Annotated in this window: 16 protein-coding genes; 8 read left to right on the top strand and 8 right to left on the bottom strand. The window is 56.7% G+C overall.

The window, feature by feature from the left end; genetic code table 11:
* Positions 1-111: 111 nt before the first annotated feature.
* On the top strand, positions 112-537 hold the full coding sequence (locus ACZRJQ_RS14590) for a secondary thiamine-phosphate synthase enzyme YjbQ (protein WP_463979035.1): 426 nt from the start codon (positions 112-114) through the stop codon (positions 535-537).
* Positions 538-636: 99 nt separating this feature from the next.
* On the top strand, positions 637-960 hold the full coding sequence (gene sutA / locus ACZRJQ_RS14585; protein ID WP_463979034.1) for a transcriptional regulator SutA: 324 nt from the start codon (positions 637-639) through the stop codon (positions 958-960).
* A gap of 527 nt (positions 961-1,487) precedes the next feature.
* On the opposite strand, the gene ACZRJQ_RS14580 is transcribed toward sutA, so the two are convergent.
* Genes ACZRJQ_RS14580 through lptM form a run of 6 tightly spaced genes read right to left on the bottom strand, consistent with a single transcriptional unit; the run spans position 1,488 to position 6,041 of the window.
* Positions 1,488-2,174: an HAD family hydrolase gene (locus tag ACZRJQ_RS14580; RefSeq protein WP_463979033.1), complete on the bottom strand. Its 687-nt coding sequence runs from the start codon at positions 2,172-2,174 to the stop codon at positions 1,488-1,490.
* Positions 2,171-3,067 carry a tyrosine recombinase XerC gene (gene xerC, locus ACZRJQ_RS14575; RefSeq protein ID WP_463979032.1) on the bottom strand — a complete coding sequence of 299 codons (897 nt, stop codon included), beginning with the start codon at positions 3,065-3,067 and terminating at the stop codon, positions 2,171-2,173. The genes ACZRJQ_RS14580 and xerC overlap by 4 nt, the downstream gene beginning before the upstream one ends.
* A gap of 2 nt (positions 3,068-3,069) precedes the next feature.
* Positions 3,070-3,786 (bottom strand): DUF484 family protein, encoded by a 717-nt coding sequence (locus ACZRJQ_RS14570; RefSeq protein WP_463979031.1) that lies wholly within the window; start codon positions 3,784-3,786, stop codon positions 3,070-3,072.
* Between the two features lie 13 nt (positions 3,787-3,799).
* Positions 3,800-4,630, bottom strand: coding sequence for a diaminopimelate epimerase (gene dapF / locus ACZRJQ_RS14565; protein WP_463979030.1), 831 nt, complete (start codon positions 4,628-4,630; stop codon positions 3,800-3,802).
* A 4-nt stretch (positions 4,631-4,634) separates the two neighbouring features.
* Positions 4,635-5,882: a diaminopimelate decarboxylase gene (gene lysA, locus ACZRJQ_RS14560; RefSeq protein ID WP_463979029.1), complete on the bottom strand. Its 1,248-nt coding sequence runs from the start codon at positions 5,880-5,882 to the stop codon at positions 4,635-4,637.
* Positions 5,883-5,891: 9 nt separating this feature from the next.
* Positions 5,892-6,041: an LPS translocon maturation chaperone LptM gene (gene lptM, locus ACZRJQ_RS14555; protein WP_463979028.1), complete on the bottom strand. Its 150-nt coding sequence runs from the start codon at positions 6,039-6,041 to the stop codon at positions 5,892-5,894.
* A gap of 204 nt (positions 6,042-6,245) precedes the next feature.
* On the opposite strand from lptM, the gene cyaY reads away from it, so the two are divergent.
* From cyaY to rnk, 3 genes are all read left to right on the top strand, one after another.
* Positions 6,246-6,578 (top strand): iron donor protein CyaY, encoded by a 333-nt coding sequence (cyaY, locus tag ACZRJQ_RS14550; RefSeq protein ID WP_463979027.1) that lies wholly within the window; start codon positions 6,246-6,248, stop codon positions 6,576-6,578.
* A gap of 2 nt (positions 6,579-6,580) precedes the next feature.
* Positions 6,581-6,790 (top strand): DUF1289 domain-containing protein, encoded by a 210-nt coding sequence (locus ACZRJQ_RS14545; RefSeq protein ID WP_463979026.1) that lies wholly within the window; start codon positions 6,581-6,583, stop codon positions 6,788-6,790.
* Between the two features lie 204 nt (positions 6,791-6,994).
* The gene (gene rnk, locus ACZRJQ_RS14540) at positions 6,995-7,408 is read left to right on the top strand and encodes a nucleoside diphosphate kinase regulator (protein WP_463979025.1); all 414 of its coding nucleotides are present in this window, start codon (positions 6,995-6,997) and stop codon (positions 7,406-7,408) included.
* A 3-nt stretch (positions 7,409-7,411) separates the two neighbouring features.
* Here rnk and ACZRJQ_RS14535 read toward each other — a convergent pair whose 3' ends face one another.
* Together ACZRJQ_RS14535 and ACZRJQ_RS14530 are read right to left on the bottom strand one after the other, a co-directional pair.
* Positions 7,412-10,261, bottom strand: coding sequence for a class I adenylate cyclase (locus tag ACZRJQ_RS14535; RefSeq protein WP_463979024.1), 2,850 nt, complete (start codon positions 10,259-10,261; stop codon positions 7,412-7,414).
* Between the two features lie 183 nt (positions 10,262-10,444).
* A complete protein-coding gene (locus ACZRJQ_RS14530) occupies positions 10,445-10,714 on the bottom strand; it encodes a TIGR02647 family protein (protein WP_463979023.1) in 270 nt (89 codons plus the stop codon).
* A 440-nt stretch (positions 10,715-11,154) separates the two neighbouring features.
* Between ACZRJQ_RS14530 and oscA the strand changes: the two genes are divergently transcribed.
* From oscA to cysT, 3 genes are all read left to right on the top strand, one after another.
* Positions 11,155-11,337 carry a sulfur starvation response protein OscA gene (oscA, locus tag ACZRJQ_RS14525; RefSeq protein WP_463979022.1) on the top strand — a complete coding sequence of 61 codons (183 nt, stop codon included), beginning with the start codon at positions 11,155-11,157 and terminating at the stop codon, positions 11,335-11,337.
* Between the two features lie 69 nt (positions 11,338-11,406).
* Complete coding sequence (locus ACZRJQ_RS14520) at positions 11,407-12,420, top strand: sulfate ABC transporter substrate-binding protein (RefSeq protein ID WP_463979021.1); 1,014 nt, start codon at positions 11,407-11,409, stop codon at positions 12,418-12,420.
* A 92-nt stretch (positions 12,421-12,512) separates the two neighbouring features.
* Positions 12,513-13,331, top strand: coding sequence for a sulfate ABC transporter permease subunit CysT (cysT, locus tag ACZRJQ_RS14515; protein ID WP_463979020.1), 819 nt, complete (start codon positions 12,513-12,515; stop codon positions 13,329-13,331).
* Positions 13,332-13,334 lie beyond the last annotated feature (3 nt).

Genomic DNA, 13,334 nt, shown 5'->3' with positions numbered 1-13,334 from the left:
GATCAGCTCTACGCTCAAGAGTAGGACGAAGACTTACAGCGCAACTCGACTATTAGGCGCTTTGTTTTTTTCTTGAGCACGCTAGAATGCGCCCCGAAGGCGGAGAACGGTATGTGGCAACAGACACTGATTACCTTGCGGGCCAAACCCCGGGGCTTTCATCTGGTAACGCACGAGTTACTCGCCGGTTTGCCTGAGCTGAAGGCATGCCGGGTGGGTCTGCTGCATTTATGGCTTCAACATACCTCGGCCTCGTTGACCATCAACGAGAACGCCGACCCGGCAGTTCGTCGCGACTTCGAGCGTTTTTTCAACCAACTGGCACCGCAAGGGGCACTTGAGTATGAACATAACGACGAAGGCGAGGACGATCTCCCGGCGCACTTCAAAGCCAGCGTACTGGGCTGCCAGCTAACATTGCCGGTAACGGCAGGGCAACTGGCAGTGGGCACCTGGCAAGGTGTTTATTTGGGCGAGCACCGTGATCATGGCGGTGCTCGTAAAGTCCTCGCCACCTTATACGGTGAACAGGCGTAAGCCACGGGTAACCCCTGGCTACTTTTTCACCAGCGACGTTCGACAGTGAACGCAACTGGTCTATAACTAATCTGCTTTACGTAAGTCATGGGGTACAACATGAGCGACGACGATCTGGAAAACGACGAACTCGAAGTAGGTGACGAGGACGAAGCTGAAGAAGGCCTTGAAGCGGCAGCGGACGATGTAGCTGACGACGATGGCGATGATGCACCGGTCCCCGTTTCCAAAGGCAAATCCAAGGCAGCGGTATCAGTTGATGACCTGCCTAGCGTAGAAGCCAAAAACAAAGAGCGTGATGCTCTGGCCCGCGCAATGGAAGAATTCTTGTCCAAAGGCGGCAAGGTGCAGGAAGTTGAGGCTAACGTGGTGGCAGACCCACCCAAGAAGCCCGACAACAAGTACGGCAGCCGCCCTATCTAAGGGTGCTGTTAGCTTGAAGAAAAAGCCCGCCGTCGCTGCGGGCTTTTTTGCACCCGTAGGGCTGCGTACTTTGAAGATCAACAGATCGCAGCCTTCGGCAGCTCCTACAAAAGCCGAGTTAACCGCAAACCCTGTAGGAGCTTCATCGACTGCGTTGCAGTCTATGGACTTGCGCTCGGACAGATCGCAGCCTTCGGCAGCTCCTACAAAAGCCGAGTTAACCGCAAACCCTGTAGGAGCTTCATCGGCTGCGTTGCAGTCTATGGACTTGCGCTCGAACAGATCGCAGCCTTCGCTAGCGCCTACAAAAGCCGAGTTAACCTCAAAACCTGTAGGAGCTTCATCGGCTGCGTTGCAGTCTATGGACTTGCGCTCGAACAGATCGCAGCCTTCGGCAGCGCCTACAAAAGCCGAGTTAACCGCAAACCCTGTAGGAGCTGACAAGGTACGCAGGCTGCGATCGGCTGCGCAGCAGTCGTAGAATCAGGCGCTGTGGGGCGCCTGAAACAAGAGGTGTTTACGCGCGATTACAGATGCTTGAGCACCATTGGCAACTCACTCAAGCACCCAATTTCGGCATCTGGCGCTTTATCACCGTCCCAGCGTTTGCCGCCCGGGTTGAACCAGACCGCACGCAAGCCTGCCTGCTGTGCGCCCGCAATGTCATCGCCAGGATGATCGCCAATATGCACCGCCGCACTCGCGGCTACGCCACCCCGCGCCAAGGCTTCATGAAACAGGCGCGCATCCGGTTTGGCGATACCAATATCCTCGGCACACAACACAAAACGAAAGTGATGCCCCAAACCAATGCGTCGCACATCGGCGTTGCCATTGGTCACTACGCCCAGCGCGTAATCGCTGGCCAGCGTGGTCAAAACAGACTCTGCCTGTGGGAACACCTCTAGCGCATGCCGCGCTTCAATGAACACCTCAAATGCCTCGTCAGCTAACAACGCGGCATCAGCATGGCCTGCGTCCTGAATAACCTGCAACAGCACGCGACGACGCAACGCGCTGATCCGGTGTTTCAACTGCGGGCTTTCACTCAACACTTGCTGGCGAATCGCCTGAAAGTGCGCCACGTCTAACGCGCCCACTTTGGGTGCGTTAGCGATCAACCACTCGCGCAACACAGACTCAGCCCGAACGATCACCGGCGCGGTGTCCCACAACGTGTCATCCAGATCGAAGGTAATCAGCTCAATGCTCATTCACTGCCCTTACTGCGTTTGGCCCGTGGGTGGGCGCTGTCGTAAACCGCTGCCAGATGCTGGAAGTCCAGATGGGTATAGATTTGCGTGGTTTTGATGTCGGCATGCCCAAGCAGCTCTTGTACCGCGCGCAAATCTTGAGAGGACTCTAACAAATGACTGGCGAATGAATGGCGCAACATGTGCGGGTGCAGGTTTTGCCCCAACTCACGCTCACCTGCGGCTTTAACCCGTACTTGAATCGCTCGCGGCCCCAAGCGGCGGCCTTGCTGGCTGATGAAGACCGCATCGTCTTCAGGATTAGCCAGCAGCCGTAACGGCAACCATGCTTGCAAAGCATCACGGGCCTTTTTACCCACGGGCAGCACGCGCGTTTTGCTGCCCTTGCCCAGCACTTGAACCAACCCATCGGCCAAGTCCATCTGCTCAAGGTTGAGCCCGGTCAGCTCTGACAGCCGCAACCCCGAGGAGTAGAACAACTCCAGAATGGCTTGGTCACGCAAGGCCAAAAAGTCGTCTTCCACCCCCCCCTCAAGCAATTGCAGGGCGCGGTCGGTGTCCAGCGTTTTAGGCAGTCGGCGTTCGCCTTTGGGCGGTGCCAAGCCATTGGCCGGGTCGTGATCGCACAGGCCTTCGCGATTGAGGTAGTGATAAAGCCCACGTACCGCTGAGAGCAACCGCGCAATGCTGCGTGAAGACTGGCCTTGCTGATGCAAGCGCGACACCAACTGACGCAGCCGCTGAATGTCCAGCGCACCCCAGCTGGGGATTGATTCTTTAACGCAAAACGCCAACACCTTGTTCAGGTCTCGGCGGTAGGCTTCAAGGGTGTGAGGTGACACTTGGCGCTCACTGCGCAAGTGAGTGCAGTAAGCGTCCAGTTGTCGTTCCACGCTTAACGCACCGAGCGCAGGGCGTTGGTGAAGCGTGGCAACACGCGGCCCAGTACCTCAGCGATATAGCTGAGAAACAGCGTGCCGACCGAGCTTTTGTAATGCTGTGGATCACGGCTGGCGACAGCCAAAACACCGTGCAAGCCCAGATGGTTCAGCGCCACAACGGCGGTCGATCCAATCTGTTTGCGCTGCTCTTCGCCAAACAAAAAGTCCAACTCATGCTCGCGCAAGCTGCCGCTGACCGCTTTACCTTCGCTCAACAAACCGCCAAGGGCACGTTGAGCATCGGCGCTGTTAACCCAGCGTCCAACGGGCATCGAGTTATCCCCAAACAGCACCAGGCTCACGAACGGCACCTGAAAGTCCTGACGCAAGCTGTCTTCGACGGCAATCACCAACTCTTCAAGGCTGGTGGCGTCCATCAAGGCGAGGTTAAGGCGACGGGTTTTTTCAAACAGACGGTCGTTATCGCGGGCAACGTCCATCAATTGCGACAAGCGATGGCGCATCTCGATGTTGCGACTGCGCAGCAGCTCCAATTGGCGCTCCACCAGCGACACGGTATCGCCTCGCTGGTGAGGCACCTGCATGGACAACAGCAACTCATCGCGCTGGCTGAAGAAGTGGGGGTGCGCTTGTAGATACGCCGCCACGGCCGCAGCCTCAGGGCTTTCAACAGGGTCTTGGAGATCTGAAGACTGTGGCTGGTCGCTCATCGGTTGCGCTCACTCATAAACGGACTTGTCCTTCGTAAACACGCATCGCCGGGCCAGTCATGATCACAGAATGACCAGGGCCTTCCCACTCAATGGTCAAACGACCACCGGGCAGATCCAGCGTTACTGGCGAACTCATCCAGCCCTGACTGATGGCAGCCACTGCTGCGGCGCAAGCGCCAGTACCGCAGGCCTGGGTTTCCCCGGCTCCGCGCTCCCACACGCGCAGTTGCGCTCGATGCCGATCGATAACGTGAATAAAGCCAACGTTGACCCGTGCCGGAAAGCGCGGGTGATGCTCAATTTTTGGCCCCAGTTCATGCACCGGCGCCGCATTGATGTCCTCTACGCGCAACACCGCATGCGGGTTGCCCATCGAGACGGCGGCCAACTCGACGCGCTGGCCGTCAACGTCCAGTTCGTAGCTCAACGCTTGCGCGTCGGCTACAAACGGGATCTCGGCAGGCACCAAACGCGGCGAGCCCATATCGACGCTGATCTGCCCATCATTGCGCACGTTCAGCTCAATAATGCCGCTTTTTGTTTCGACCTTGATCTGGCGTTTGGTGGTTAAGCGCTTATCAAGCACAAAGCGCGCAAAACAACGCGCTCCATTGCCGCATTGCTCCACTTCAGAGCCATCAGAGTTGAAAATCCGATACCGGAAATCCACCTCTGGATTGCTCGGCGCTTCAACGATCAATAATTGATCAAAGCCAACGCCCGTATGCCGATCACCCCATTGTTTGGCGTGCTTGGGCAGAATATGCGCGTGCTGGCTGACCAGGTCGAGAACCATGAAGTCGTTGCCCAGGCCGTGCATTTTGGTAAAACGCAGCAACATGAGATCACTCCGGCAGCAGGCTTTCGCCAGCGAACAACTCAGCCACGGTCTCACGACGGCGCACTTCAAACGCTTGATCGCCATCCACCAGAATTTCGGCGGCACGACCACGGGTGTTGTAGTTCGAACTCATGACAAAGCCGTAAGCACCGGCCGAGTGCACCGCCAGCAAGTCGCCTTCAGCCAGGGCCAGTTGGCGGTCCTTGGCCAGAAAGTCACCGGTTTCGCAGATCGGCCCAACGATGTCGTAGGCACGGGCTTGGGTGTCACGCGGGCGAACCGCCGTCACGTCCATCCAGGCTTGGTACAGCGCCGGGCGAATCAGGTCATTCATCGCCGCATCAACGATGGCGAAGTCTTTGTGTTCAGTGTGCTTGAGGTACTCAACCTGAGTCAGCAGCACGCCCGCGTTGGCCACGATAAAACGACCCGGCTCGAACACCAGCGCCAGATCACGGCCATCAATACGCTCACGCACTGCTTTGATGTAATCACCGGCCAAAGGCGGCTCTTCATCGCGATAACGCACACCCAGGCCGCCACCGAGGTCGATGTGGCGCAGGTAAATGCCGCAATCGCTCAGGCGATCGATCAGCGCCAGCAGGCGGTCGAGGGCATCGATAAAGGGTTCAAGCGTGGTCAGTTGCGAGCCGATATGGCAATCAACGCCCACCACTTCAAGGTTGGGCAACTGAGCGGCGCGAATGTAAACGTCTTCAGCATCAGCGATGGCGATACCGAATTTGTTCTCTTTGAGGCCGGTGGAGATGTACGGGTGAGTGCCCGCATCAACGTCCGGGTTAACCCGCAGAGAGATCGGCGCACGAACGCCCAGCTCGGCGGCAACCACTTGCAGGCGTTCCAGCTCGTCAGTGGACTCGACGTTAAAACAATGAACGCCCACTTCCAGCGCGCGACGCATGTCATCGCGGGTCTTGCCGACGCCCGAAAACACGATTTTGTCAGCAGAGCCGCCAGCCGCCAGCACGCGCTCCAGCTCACCACGGGACACAATGTCAAAACCAGCGCCCAAACGCGCCAAGACATTGAGCACACCCAGGTTGGAGTTGGCCTTGACCGCAAAGCACACCAAATGCGGCATGCCATTGAGTGCGTCAGCGTAAGCGTTGTATTGCGCCTCGATGTGCGCCCGGGAATAGACGTAAGTCGGTGTACCAAAACGCTCGGCGATGGCCGTAAGCGCTACACCTTCGGCAAACAGCTCACCGTCCCGGTAGTTAAAAGCGTCCATGGTGTTCCCTTATTGGTGCTTGTGCGATTGCGACGACTTCGCTTGGTCTTCAGGGGATTTGCTGTCATCGGGCAGATACAGCGGACCTTTTTGACCACAGGCAGAAACAAGGCAAGCAACCGCGACGAGCGCAGCAATAGAAGAGATCAGGCGCTTCATGGCGAAATCCTTTGAAAAGCATTAATTGCGCCCGAGTATACCGAGCGCCTACCGGCTTGCCTATGCAGCAAAGGGCTTGAGCGAGAGTGCCCGTCGGGATAATCGCTTGTGAGTGAGTTACAGGTCGGTTGGGGTTTGCAATCGGCCTGGAGCGCCCGTATCTTGCGAGTTCCGAGCATGACTAGATACCTACGAGGTTCCACCATGAGTTTGACTGAAGCCCGTTTTCACGATCTGGTCGATGCCACCCAGGAAAACCTGGAAGACATCTTCGACAACAGTGATCTGGATGTAGATGTGGAAAATTCGACCGGCATCCTGACGGTCAAGTTTGAGAATGGCAAAGCGCTGATTTTCAGCCGCCAAGCACCACTGCTTCAACTCTGGCTCGCCGCCCCCAGTGGTGGCTTTCACTTTGACTACGATGAAAAACGCAGCACGTGGAAGTGCGATAAAAGCGACGAGCTGCTAAGTGAAATGGTTGAACGTTTTACCAAGGAACATGCTGGCGCCGAGCTGGAATTTGAAGAGATCTGATTGTGACTGTGCCTGCAAAACCCGCTAAACCGCTGTACAGCAACGTCAGCCCGGCAGTGCCGTCGCCCTGCATCAGCACGTGTCGGCTGGATGAGCAAAAAGTCTGCCTGGGCTGCTTTCGGCATGTCGAAGACATCCGCGAGTGGCGCTCGGCAGACGACCAACGGCGCCGCATGATTTGTGAACAAGCCCAACTAAGACGGCCCGTGTAAGCGCGGGCCAAGCCTACGATTTTTTGTTCGCTGCACAGGCAAAAATCGCAGGCTACGCCAGCGCCCGCACAGGTGGGTGGCTTGTGTATTTATTTTGCTGTGGTAGTGTCCGGGTTCGCCTCGCACTAACGAGGTTGGTCAAAACCCCGCCATTTTCTGGCGGGGTTTTGCTTTTTCGTGCAGAAAAAAGGAGTCTGCCAGGTCATGACCACTTCACCCTCCATCATCCTCACTCTCCTGGACGTTCAACGCCTGGAGAGGCTGATCGAAACCCTCGACGATTCGTTGCCAGGCGTTATTGCGCTGCAAAAAGAACTTGATCGTGCTGAAACTATCGTCAGCCACAAAGAAGTGCCTGCTGGTGTTGTCACCATGAACTCGCGTGTTCATTGCCGCGAACAAAGCAGCGGCAAGGATTACCACCTGACACTGGTGTACCCAAAAGACGCCAACGCAGACGAAGGTAAGATTTCAATTTTGGCCCCCGTCGGCAGCGCGCTGCTGGGCCTGCAAGCTGGCCAACACATCAACTGGCCAGCGCCGGGCGGCAAGACGCTCAAACTTGAACTGCTGGAAGTTGAGTATCAGCCAGAAGCCGCGGATAATTTCGACCTTTAAGCCTCAGACCTGCGCCAGCGCCTCGTTGAGCGCCTGCTCCAAATCCGCTTTGTAGCGCAGGTAAAGATGGCTCGGGCTGTGGCTTTCGCCCAACAGCCCCGATAAATCCAGATCAGTGATGTAACAGCGGTAGCGCTCGACCTCGCGGCGCTGCCCGATAATTTCCCGCGCTACCGCCGCATACAACTGATCGCCATAGTCCATTTGGCAAAATTCGCGCTGATTGCAATACAGCGTCACCTGCTGACCGCCATGTGCGCCCTTGCCAATAATCGCCTGCACCTCGTAGTAAACGCTGCTGCCGACAGCCTGAGGCGCTAGCCGAGGTTCAACGCTGCGCGCACGCCCCGCGCCTGACGGCAACACTTGGTAATACAACACCTCCAATGCCTGACTCGCCGGGTCTTCTTCCAGCGACTGACAGGCTTCGCGGCGAAACTGTAACGCCTGCACAAAGCGTTGCAGCGGCACCAACAGGCTTGTCTCGTCGTGAAAGGGCAACGATTGCTGCCACAGCACGTTGCGCTCATCAAGCACGGTCAGTTCAGCCACGTTGTCATTAAGGCGATAAAAGACCTGAATCGCGCCGGGCTTGCCTTTGGGCAAAATCAAACCCAACTCGTGCTCAGCCAGCGCCATCGAGTCCAAGTGCAATGTTCTGTAAAGCGCCACGCTCTGGGCCAAATAGCGCTGCAACGCCCACACGTCCGCCAGCGCCACATGCTTCACGTCGCCGCCGGCCAGCTCCAGCACATGAAAACGCTGCTCAACCTGAACCAGATAGCTCACCGGTTGAGCGCTCAACCGCAACGCTTGCGCGGTATTGAATACGCCTTCGACCCGACGGGCGATAAATTGCGCGCGGTTATGGCACAAACAACGCACCTTCAACTGCGCGGGCTCACGCCCAATCGGCTGTGCATTGAGGTAGTCCGCCAGGCCGTCGAACAACGCATGCTCGCCGTCAAAACGGGTGACGATGACTTCGTTCCAGCTATTAAGCGTGACCTGATCAAGCGTCAGCACCAGATTTTCCCGCACTCCCGCGTAGCTCAGCGAATCCGTGCGCTCGGTAGTCATCAGAATGTTCAGGTCGCGGTGATGCTTGAGCGGGTCAATGCCAACGTTGACCACAATCAGCACCTGCGCCGCCACACTGGGGCGCAACAGCTGGGTTTCCTCAACCACGGCCAGCGGCAAGGGGATCAATTGCTGCACACAACCGAGCAGGTTGAATAACTCAAACTCTGTGACGTCCGTGCTCCCGGGGTTGAGCGCCAGCCGTGTGCTGCTGTCGATCACCCCGTTACGATGGCACCAGGTCAACAACTCAAGCAGTGCCGGGCAACGCTTGATCGCAGGCGTGTGCTCCCATTCGTGTACCGCCAAATTGCCGGGGTAAATGCCCCAATGAAACTCGCCCGGCGCTTTCTTGTTAGGTGAATGCACCAGCGTCAGCAGGTCTTGCGCCAGATTGGGCGCAATGCCGGGGTTGATGTGATCGACCTTGCCCGCCTTGCGTTCAAAGGCCGCATACAAACGCCGGCCCAGCACATTCAAGTCGCGCTTGCTGGTCAGCCCCAAGGCCTGCTCATTGCGGGCGAACTGGCTTAAAAACCGATAGCTGTAATTGAGCTCATGAACTAACGCCCGGCGCTCGTGAAGCGCCTGTTCGGCCTTCCATTGCGGGCGACTGTCGAGCCACGCCAACTGGCGCTCATCCCAACCCCATTCAGCGGCCAAGCGCTCCAGCAACTGGCGCTGCCACTGCGTACCCCGTTGCGCCATGTTGCCGGTCAACTTGCGATTGACCTTCAAATACAAACTGCGGCGTACCAACTCCAAGCGCTCCACATCGCCACGGGCGTTGAGGTACTGCTCAATGCGCCGATACACCACGACATACGGGTCCAACTCATCAAGGTCCAACTGATTGGCGTACACCGCATGCTTGAAGCGCAAGCTCAGGCACTTCACCTGTGGATGCTCGCTGGCGTACACCTCAATCAACAGCAGCTTGAGTACCGATTTGTAGGGCGACTCAATGCCCTTGAACAACTGCCACAGCCCGGCGCCAACAAATTCGCCTGGGGGAATGCGCGCTAAGTGCCCAAGATCAACGGCCTCGTCTGCCCGAATAAAGCGCTTGGACAGTAACGTGTGGGTGAACTCGACGTAGTTGGCCTCTTCATACGCAGGCACCCACCACCACATGGGCGTGCGCCCGGCGAGCCAGATCGCGGTGCGATAAAACTCATCAAGCAACAAATAATGCTGAGTGGTGCCGCAATCATCGGTGCTCAATCGTGCATCGCGTTCGCCTTGTGCAAAGCGCTGCGCGTCGATCAAAAAGAAATGCGCATCGGCCCCCAAACCCGCCGCCCAAACTTCCAACAGTTGGCATTTTTTGCGCAACTCTTCGAGCGCCGCCTCACCCAAATCCGGGCCGTGACAAATCCACACGTCCATATCGCTTTGATCGGTCTGGGCCAAGGTGCCAAGGCTGCCCATTAAAAACAGCCCATGAATGGGCTGTTGCGCACTGGGCGTGCGGGCTTTGTAAGAAAAGGATCGAGTCAGGCGCTGGGCTTCAATCAAGGTTGGCCCATCGGGCTCATAGCCTGCAACGCCAGCCGGGGTGCTGCCCGAGACATACCCAGGCAACAACGGGTGATTCACATGAAAAAACAGCGCCAGCAGGCTCAGCACGGTTTGCTGACGGGGCGTCAGGCCTTCCATCGCACGGGCCAGACGACCCTGATTGACGCTCAGAAAACGCCCACGCAATTGAGTGAGCACCTGTCGGTCGATGCCTTCATTCAGATTGGGGCGAATTTCCTGAGTGCGTGTCATATCAAACTCAAACCGGCTCGCTAAGCGAGAAAGAGAAGGGTGGCAACGTAAGAGGGAGTCTACAGCGGCAGGCGTAAAAGCCTTAGAACGAATGTGTTTTTGACGTCAGATTTTTTACTTCAGAAACAAGTGTGCCCGCGGAATCATTCTTCTAAGGTCGATCCCGTGGGCATGAACAGACTGTCAGGCAAGCTCTGCCAATTTGACGGCTACAAGCGGCTTAGTGGTCAAAATGGTCAGTAGCGTTTGAACATGCTCTACAGCATCACGACCCAGGCTCGTGAGATAGCCACCATCGGGTTGGGAAATAAGGTCCTTCTCATGTAGGCGCTTAGTTGCAGCAATCAGCGCTTTGTCAGCATCTTGATGGACTTTCAGGCCCTCTTGGGAACTGTCCAAACTAAATTGTGCAAGGACTTCCAGTTCGGCAACCAACTCGGGGGTAAACGACATAAGGACTCCATACTTTCAGGGAAAGACGACAGCACGCCTAAGGTGAGCCCACTCGCGCCGACTGTCCAGTGACAGTTCCTACCTTTACAAAGCTGCGTGTCGTACCAGCCTCGCGCCAATATTCAGACGAGGCAATGGGAGTGTAGTCCGGGTATTCGTTTGCGCCGCAAAACTTGTGGTTGTCGCTGTAGGGCAAAGGTTGCAAGTCATTACTAAGCCGTCCCTAAGCCTGATAACTCATGACTCCTGACCCACTCAACCGCCTGATTTGCCACCCAGCGCAACCTTCGTTCCTCGGCAGCGACTATTGAGAGGCGAGGCCGAATGTGATTTCGGTTATATAAACATTCTTAAATAGTATTTTTAAGAATAATCGCGCCTCACTACTATTGCCCTCACGCCAGCACACCATCGGCACCTCACCTTTCAGGAGCAACACCATGAGCGCATCTCTGCGTAGCGTTGACGGCCAGGACGAAGCCACCATTCTGCGGGAAATCCAGAGCGCGCTCCGAGACCTGCGCTTTGGTGCTGTGGAAATCACCGTTCACAACGCTCAAGTGGTTCAGATCGAACGCAAAGAAAAATTTCGTTTGCAGAACCCTGGCCAAAAATCCAGCTGATCTCACTGCCCGCGCACTCGCCTGAGTGCGCTTATAAAAACTAAAAACACACGCTTTGGAGCCTCACCTATGTCCCTACGCCGTTACGCTTTGGCCGCGCTGGCCAGTGCCATTTTTGCTGGCTCCGCTGTGGCCAAAGATTACGAATTACTCAACGTTTCCTACGATCCAACTCGCGAGCTGTATCAAGATTACAACGCTGAGTTCAGCAATTTCTGGAAACAAAGCCACCCGAGCGACACGGTCAAAATCCAGCAGTCCCACGGCGGTTCGGGCAAACAGGCTCGCGGCGTTATTGATGGTCTGCGCGCTGACGTCGTAACCCTGGCACTGGCCGGTGACATCGACGAAATCGCCAAATTGAGCAAAGGCTCCTTGCCTGAAAACTGGCAAACCCGCCTACCCGACGCCAGCACCCCCTACACGTCGACCATCGTGTTTCTGGTGCGCAAGGGCAACCCAAAAGGCATCAAGGACTGGGGCGACCTGACTAAAGACGGCGTCTCCGTTATTACGCCTAACCCCAAAACCAGCGGCGGCGCTCGTTGGAACTTCCTCGCGGCCTACGCCTACGGTCTCAAAGCCAACGGCGGCGACGAAGCCAAAGCCAAAGAATACGTACAAACCTTGTTCAAACACGTACCGGTACTGGACACTGGCGCACGCGGCTCAACCATTACCTTCGTTAACAACGGCCAAGGCGACGTGCTGCTGGCCTGGGAAAACGAAGCGTTTCTGGCACTGAAAGAAGATGGCGGCGCTGACAAGTTCGACATCGTTGTGCCTTCGTTGTCGATTCTGGCCGAGCCTCCAGTTGCCGTCGTCGACAAAAATGCCGACAAAAAAGGTAACGCCGAGATCGCCAAAGCGTACCTCGAACACCTGTACAGCCCGGCCGGACAAGAAATCGCGGCCAAAAACTTCTACCGCCCGCGTGACGAAAAAGTAGCAGCCAAATACGCACAACAGTTTCCGAAGCTGGACTTAGTGACTATCGACAAAGACTTCGGCGGCTGGAAAACTGCGCAACCGAAATTCTTCAATGACGGTGGCGTGTTCGACCAGATCTATCAGGCGCAATAACCTGAGTGGGGCGGGCCTTTAGGCCTCGCTTAAAGCTAGAACATAAAGCCCGCAATTGGTTTGCGGGCTTCGTGCGTTAAACAAGGACTTTTATGTCGCGTCGTATCTCCCCCGTCATACCCGGCTTCGGGCTGACACTGGGCTACACCTTGGTGTATCTCAGCCTGATTGTGCTCATTCCGCTGGCGGCCATGTTCGTGCATGCCGCTCAACTGACCTGGGACCAGTTCTGGGCAATCATTACCGCGCCTCGCGTTCTGGCTGCGCTCAAGCTGAGCTTCGGCACCGCCTTCATTGCCGCGCTGATCAATGGTGTGATTGGTACTGTGTTGGCCTGGGTGCTGGTGCGTTACACCTTCCCGGGGCGCAAGGTGATCGACGCGATGATCGACTTGCCCTTCGCGCTGCCCACGGCTGTGGCCGGTATTGCGCTGACTGCGCTTTACGCGCCTAACGGCTGGATCGGTCAGTTCGCCGCTGATCTGGGGTTCAAAATTGCCTACACCCCAATGGGTATCACTCTGGCGCTGACGTTCGTCACGCTGCCGTTTGTGGTGCGTACCGTGCAACCTGTGCTGGCCGACATCCCGCGTGAAATCGAAGAAGCCGCCGCCTGCCTGGGCGCCAAGCCCCTGCAAGTGTTCCGCCACATTCTGGTGCCCGCGCTGTTGCCCGCTTGGTTGACGGGTTTCGCTTTGGCCTTTGCCCGCGGTGTTGGCGAGTACGGCTCAGTAATTTTCATCGCGGGTAACATGCCGATGAAAACCGAAATTTTGCCACTGCTGATCATGGTCAAGTTGGACCAATACGACTACACCGGCGCCACGGCCATTGGCGTGATGATGCTGGTGGTTTCCTTCATTTTGCTGCTGCTGATCAATCTGATTCAGCGCCGCATCGAAAAACCGTGAAGG

Source organism: Pseudomonas sp. E315 (genome assembly GCF_055406205.1).
Note: the sequence above shows the minus strand (reverse complement) of the source record. Positions and strands in the feature narration are given on the sequence as shown.

Excerpts from the sequence above, each read along its gene's own strand:
- ACZRJQ_RS14535 (WP_463979024.1), bottom strand. The coding sequence starts at position 10,261 with ATGACACGCACTCAGGAAATTCGCCCCAATCTGAATGAAGGCATCGAC.
- rnk (WP_463979025.1), top strand. The coding sequence starts at position 6,995 with ATGACCACTTCACCCTCCATCATCCTCACTCTCCTGGACGTTCAACGC.
- cyaY (WP_463979027.1), top strand. The coding sequence starts at position 6,246 with ATGAGTTTGACTGAAGCCCGTTTTCACGATCTGGTCGATGCCACCCAG.
- ACZRJQ_RS14520 (WP_463979021.1), top strand. The coding sequence starts at position 11,407 with ATGTCCCTACGCCGTTACGCTTTGGCCGCGCTGGCCAGTGCCATTTTT.
- oscA (WP_463979022.1), top strand. The coding sequence starts at position 11,155 with ATGAGCGCATCTCTGCGTAGCGTTGACGGCCAGGACGAAGCCACCATT.
- lysA (WP_463979029.1), bottom strand. The coding sequence starts at position 5,882 with ATGGACGCTTTTAACTACCGGGACGGTGAGCTGTTTGCCGAAGGTGTA.
- ACZRJQ_RS14530 (WP_463979023.1), bottom strand. The coding sequence starts at position 10,714 with ATGTCGTTTACCCCCGAGTTGGTTGCCGAACTGGAAGTCCTTGCACAA.
- sutA (WP_463979034.1), top strand. The coding sequence starts at position 637 with ATGAGCGACGACGATCTGGAAAACGACGAACTCGAAGTAGGTGACGAG.
- ACZRJQ_RS14570 (WP_463979031.1), bottom strand. The coding sequence starts at position 3,786 with ATGAGCGACCAGCCACAGTCTTCAGATCTCCAAGACCCTGTTGAAAGC.
- lptM (WP_463979028.1), bottom strand. The coding sequence starts at position 6,041 with ATGAAGCGCCTGATCTCTTCTATTGCTGCGCTCGTCGCGGTTGCTTGC.
- ACZRJQ_RS14580 (WP_463979033.1), bottom strand. The coding sequence starts at position 2,174 with ATGAGCATTGAGCTGATTACCTTCGATCTGGATGACACGTTGTGGGAC.
- ACZRJQ_RS14590 (WP_463979035.1), top strand. The coding sequence starts at position 112 with ATGTGGCAACAGACACTGATTACCTTGCGGGCCAAACCCCGGGGCTTT.
- cysT (WP_463979020.1), top strand. The coding sequence starts at position 12,513 with ATGTCGCGTCGTATCTCCCCCGTCATACCCGGCTTCGGGCTGACACTG.
- dapF (WP_463979030.1), bottom strand. The coding sequence starts at position 4,630 with ATGTTGCTGCGTTTTACCAAAATGCACGGCCTGGGCAACGACTTCATG.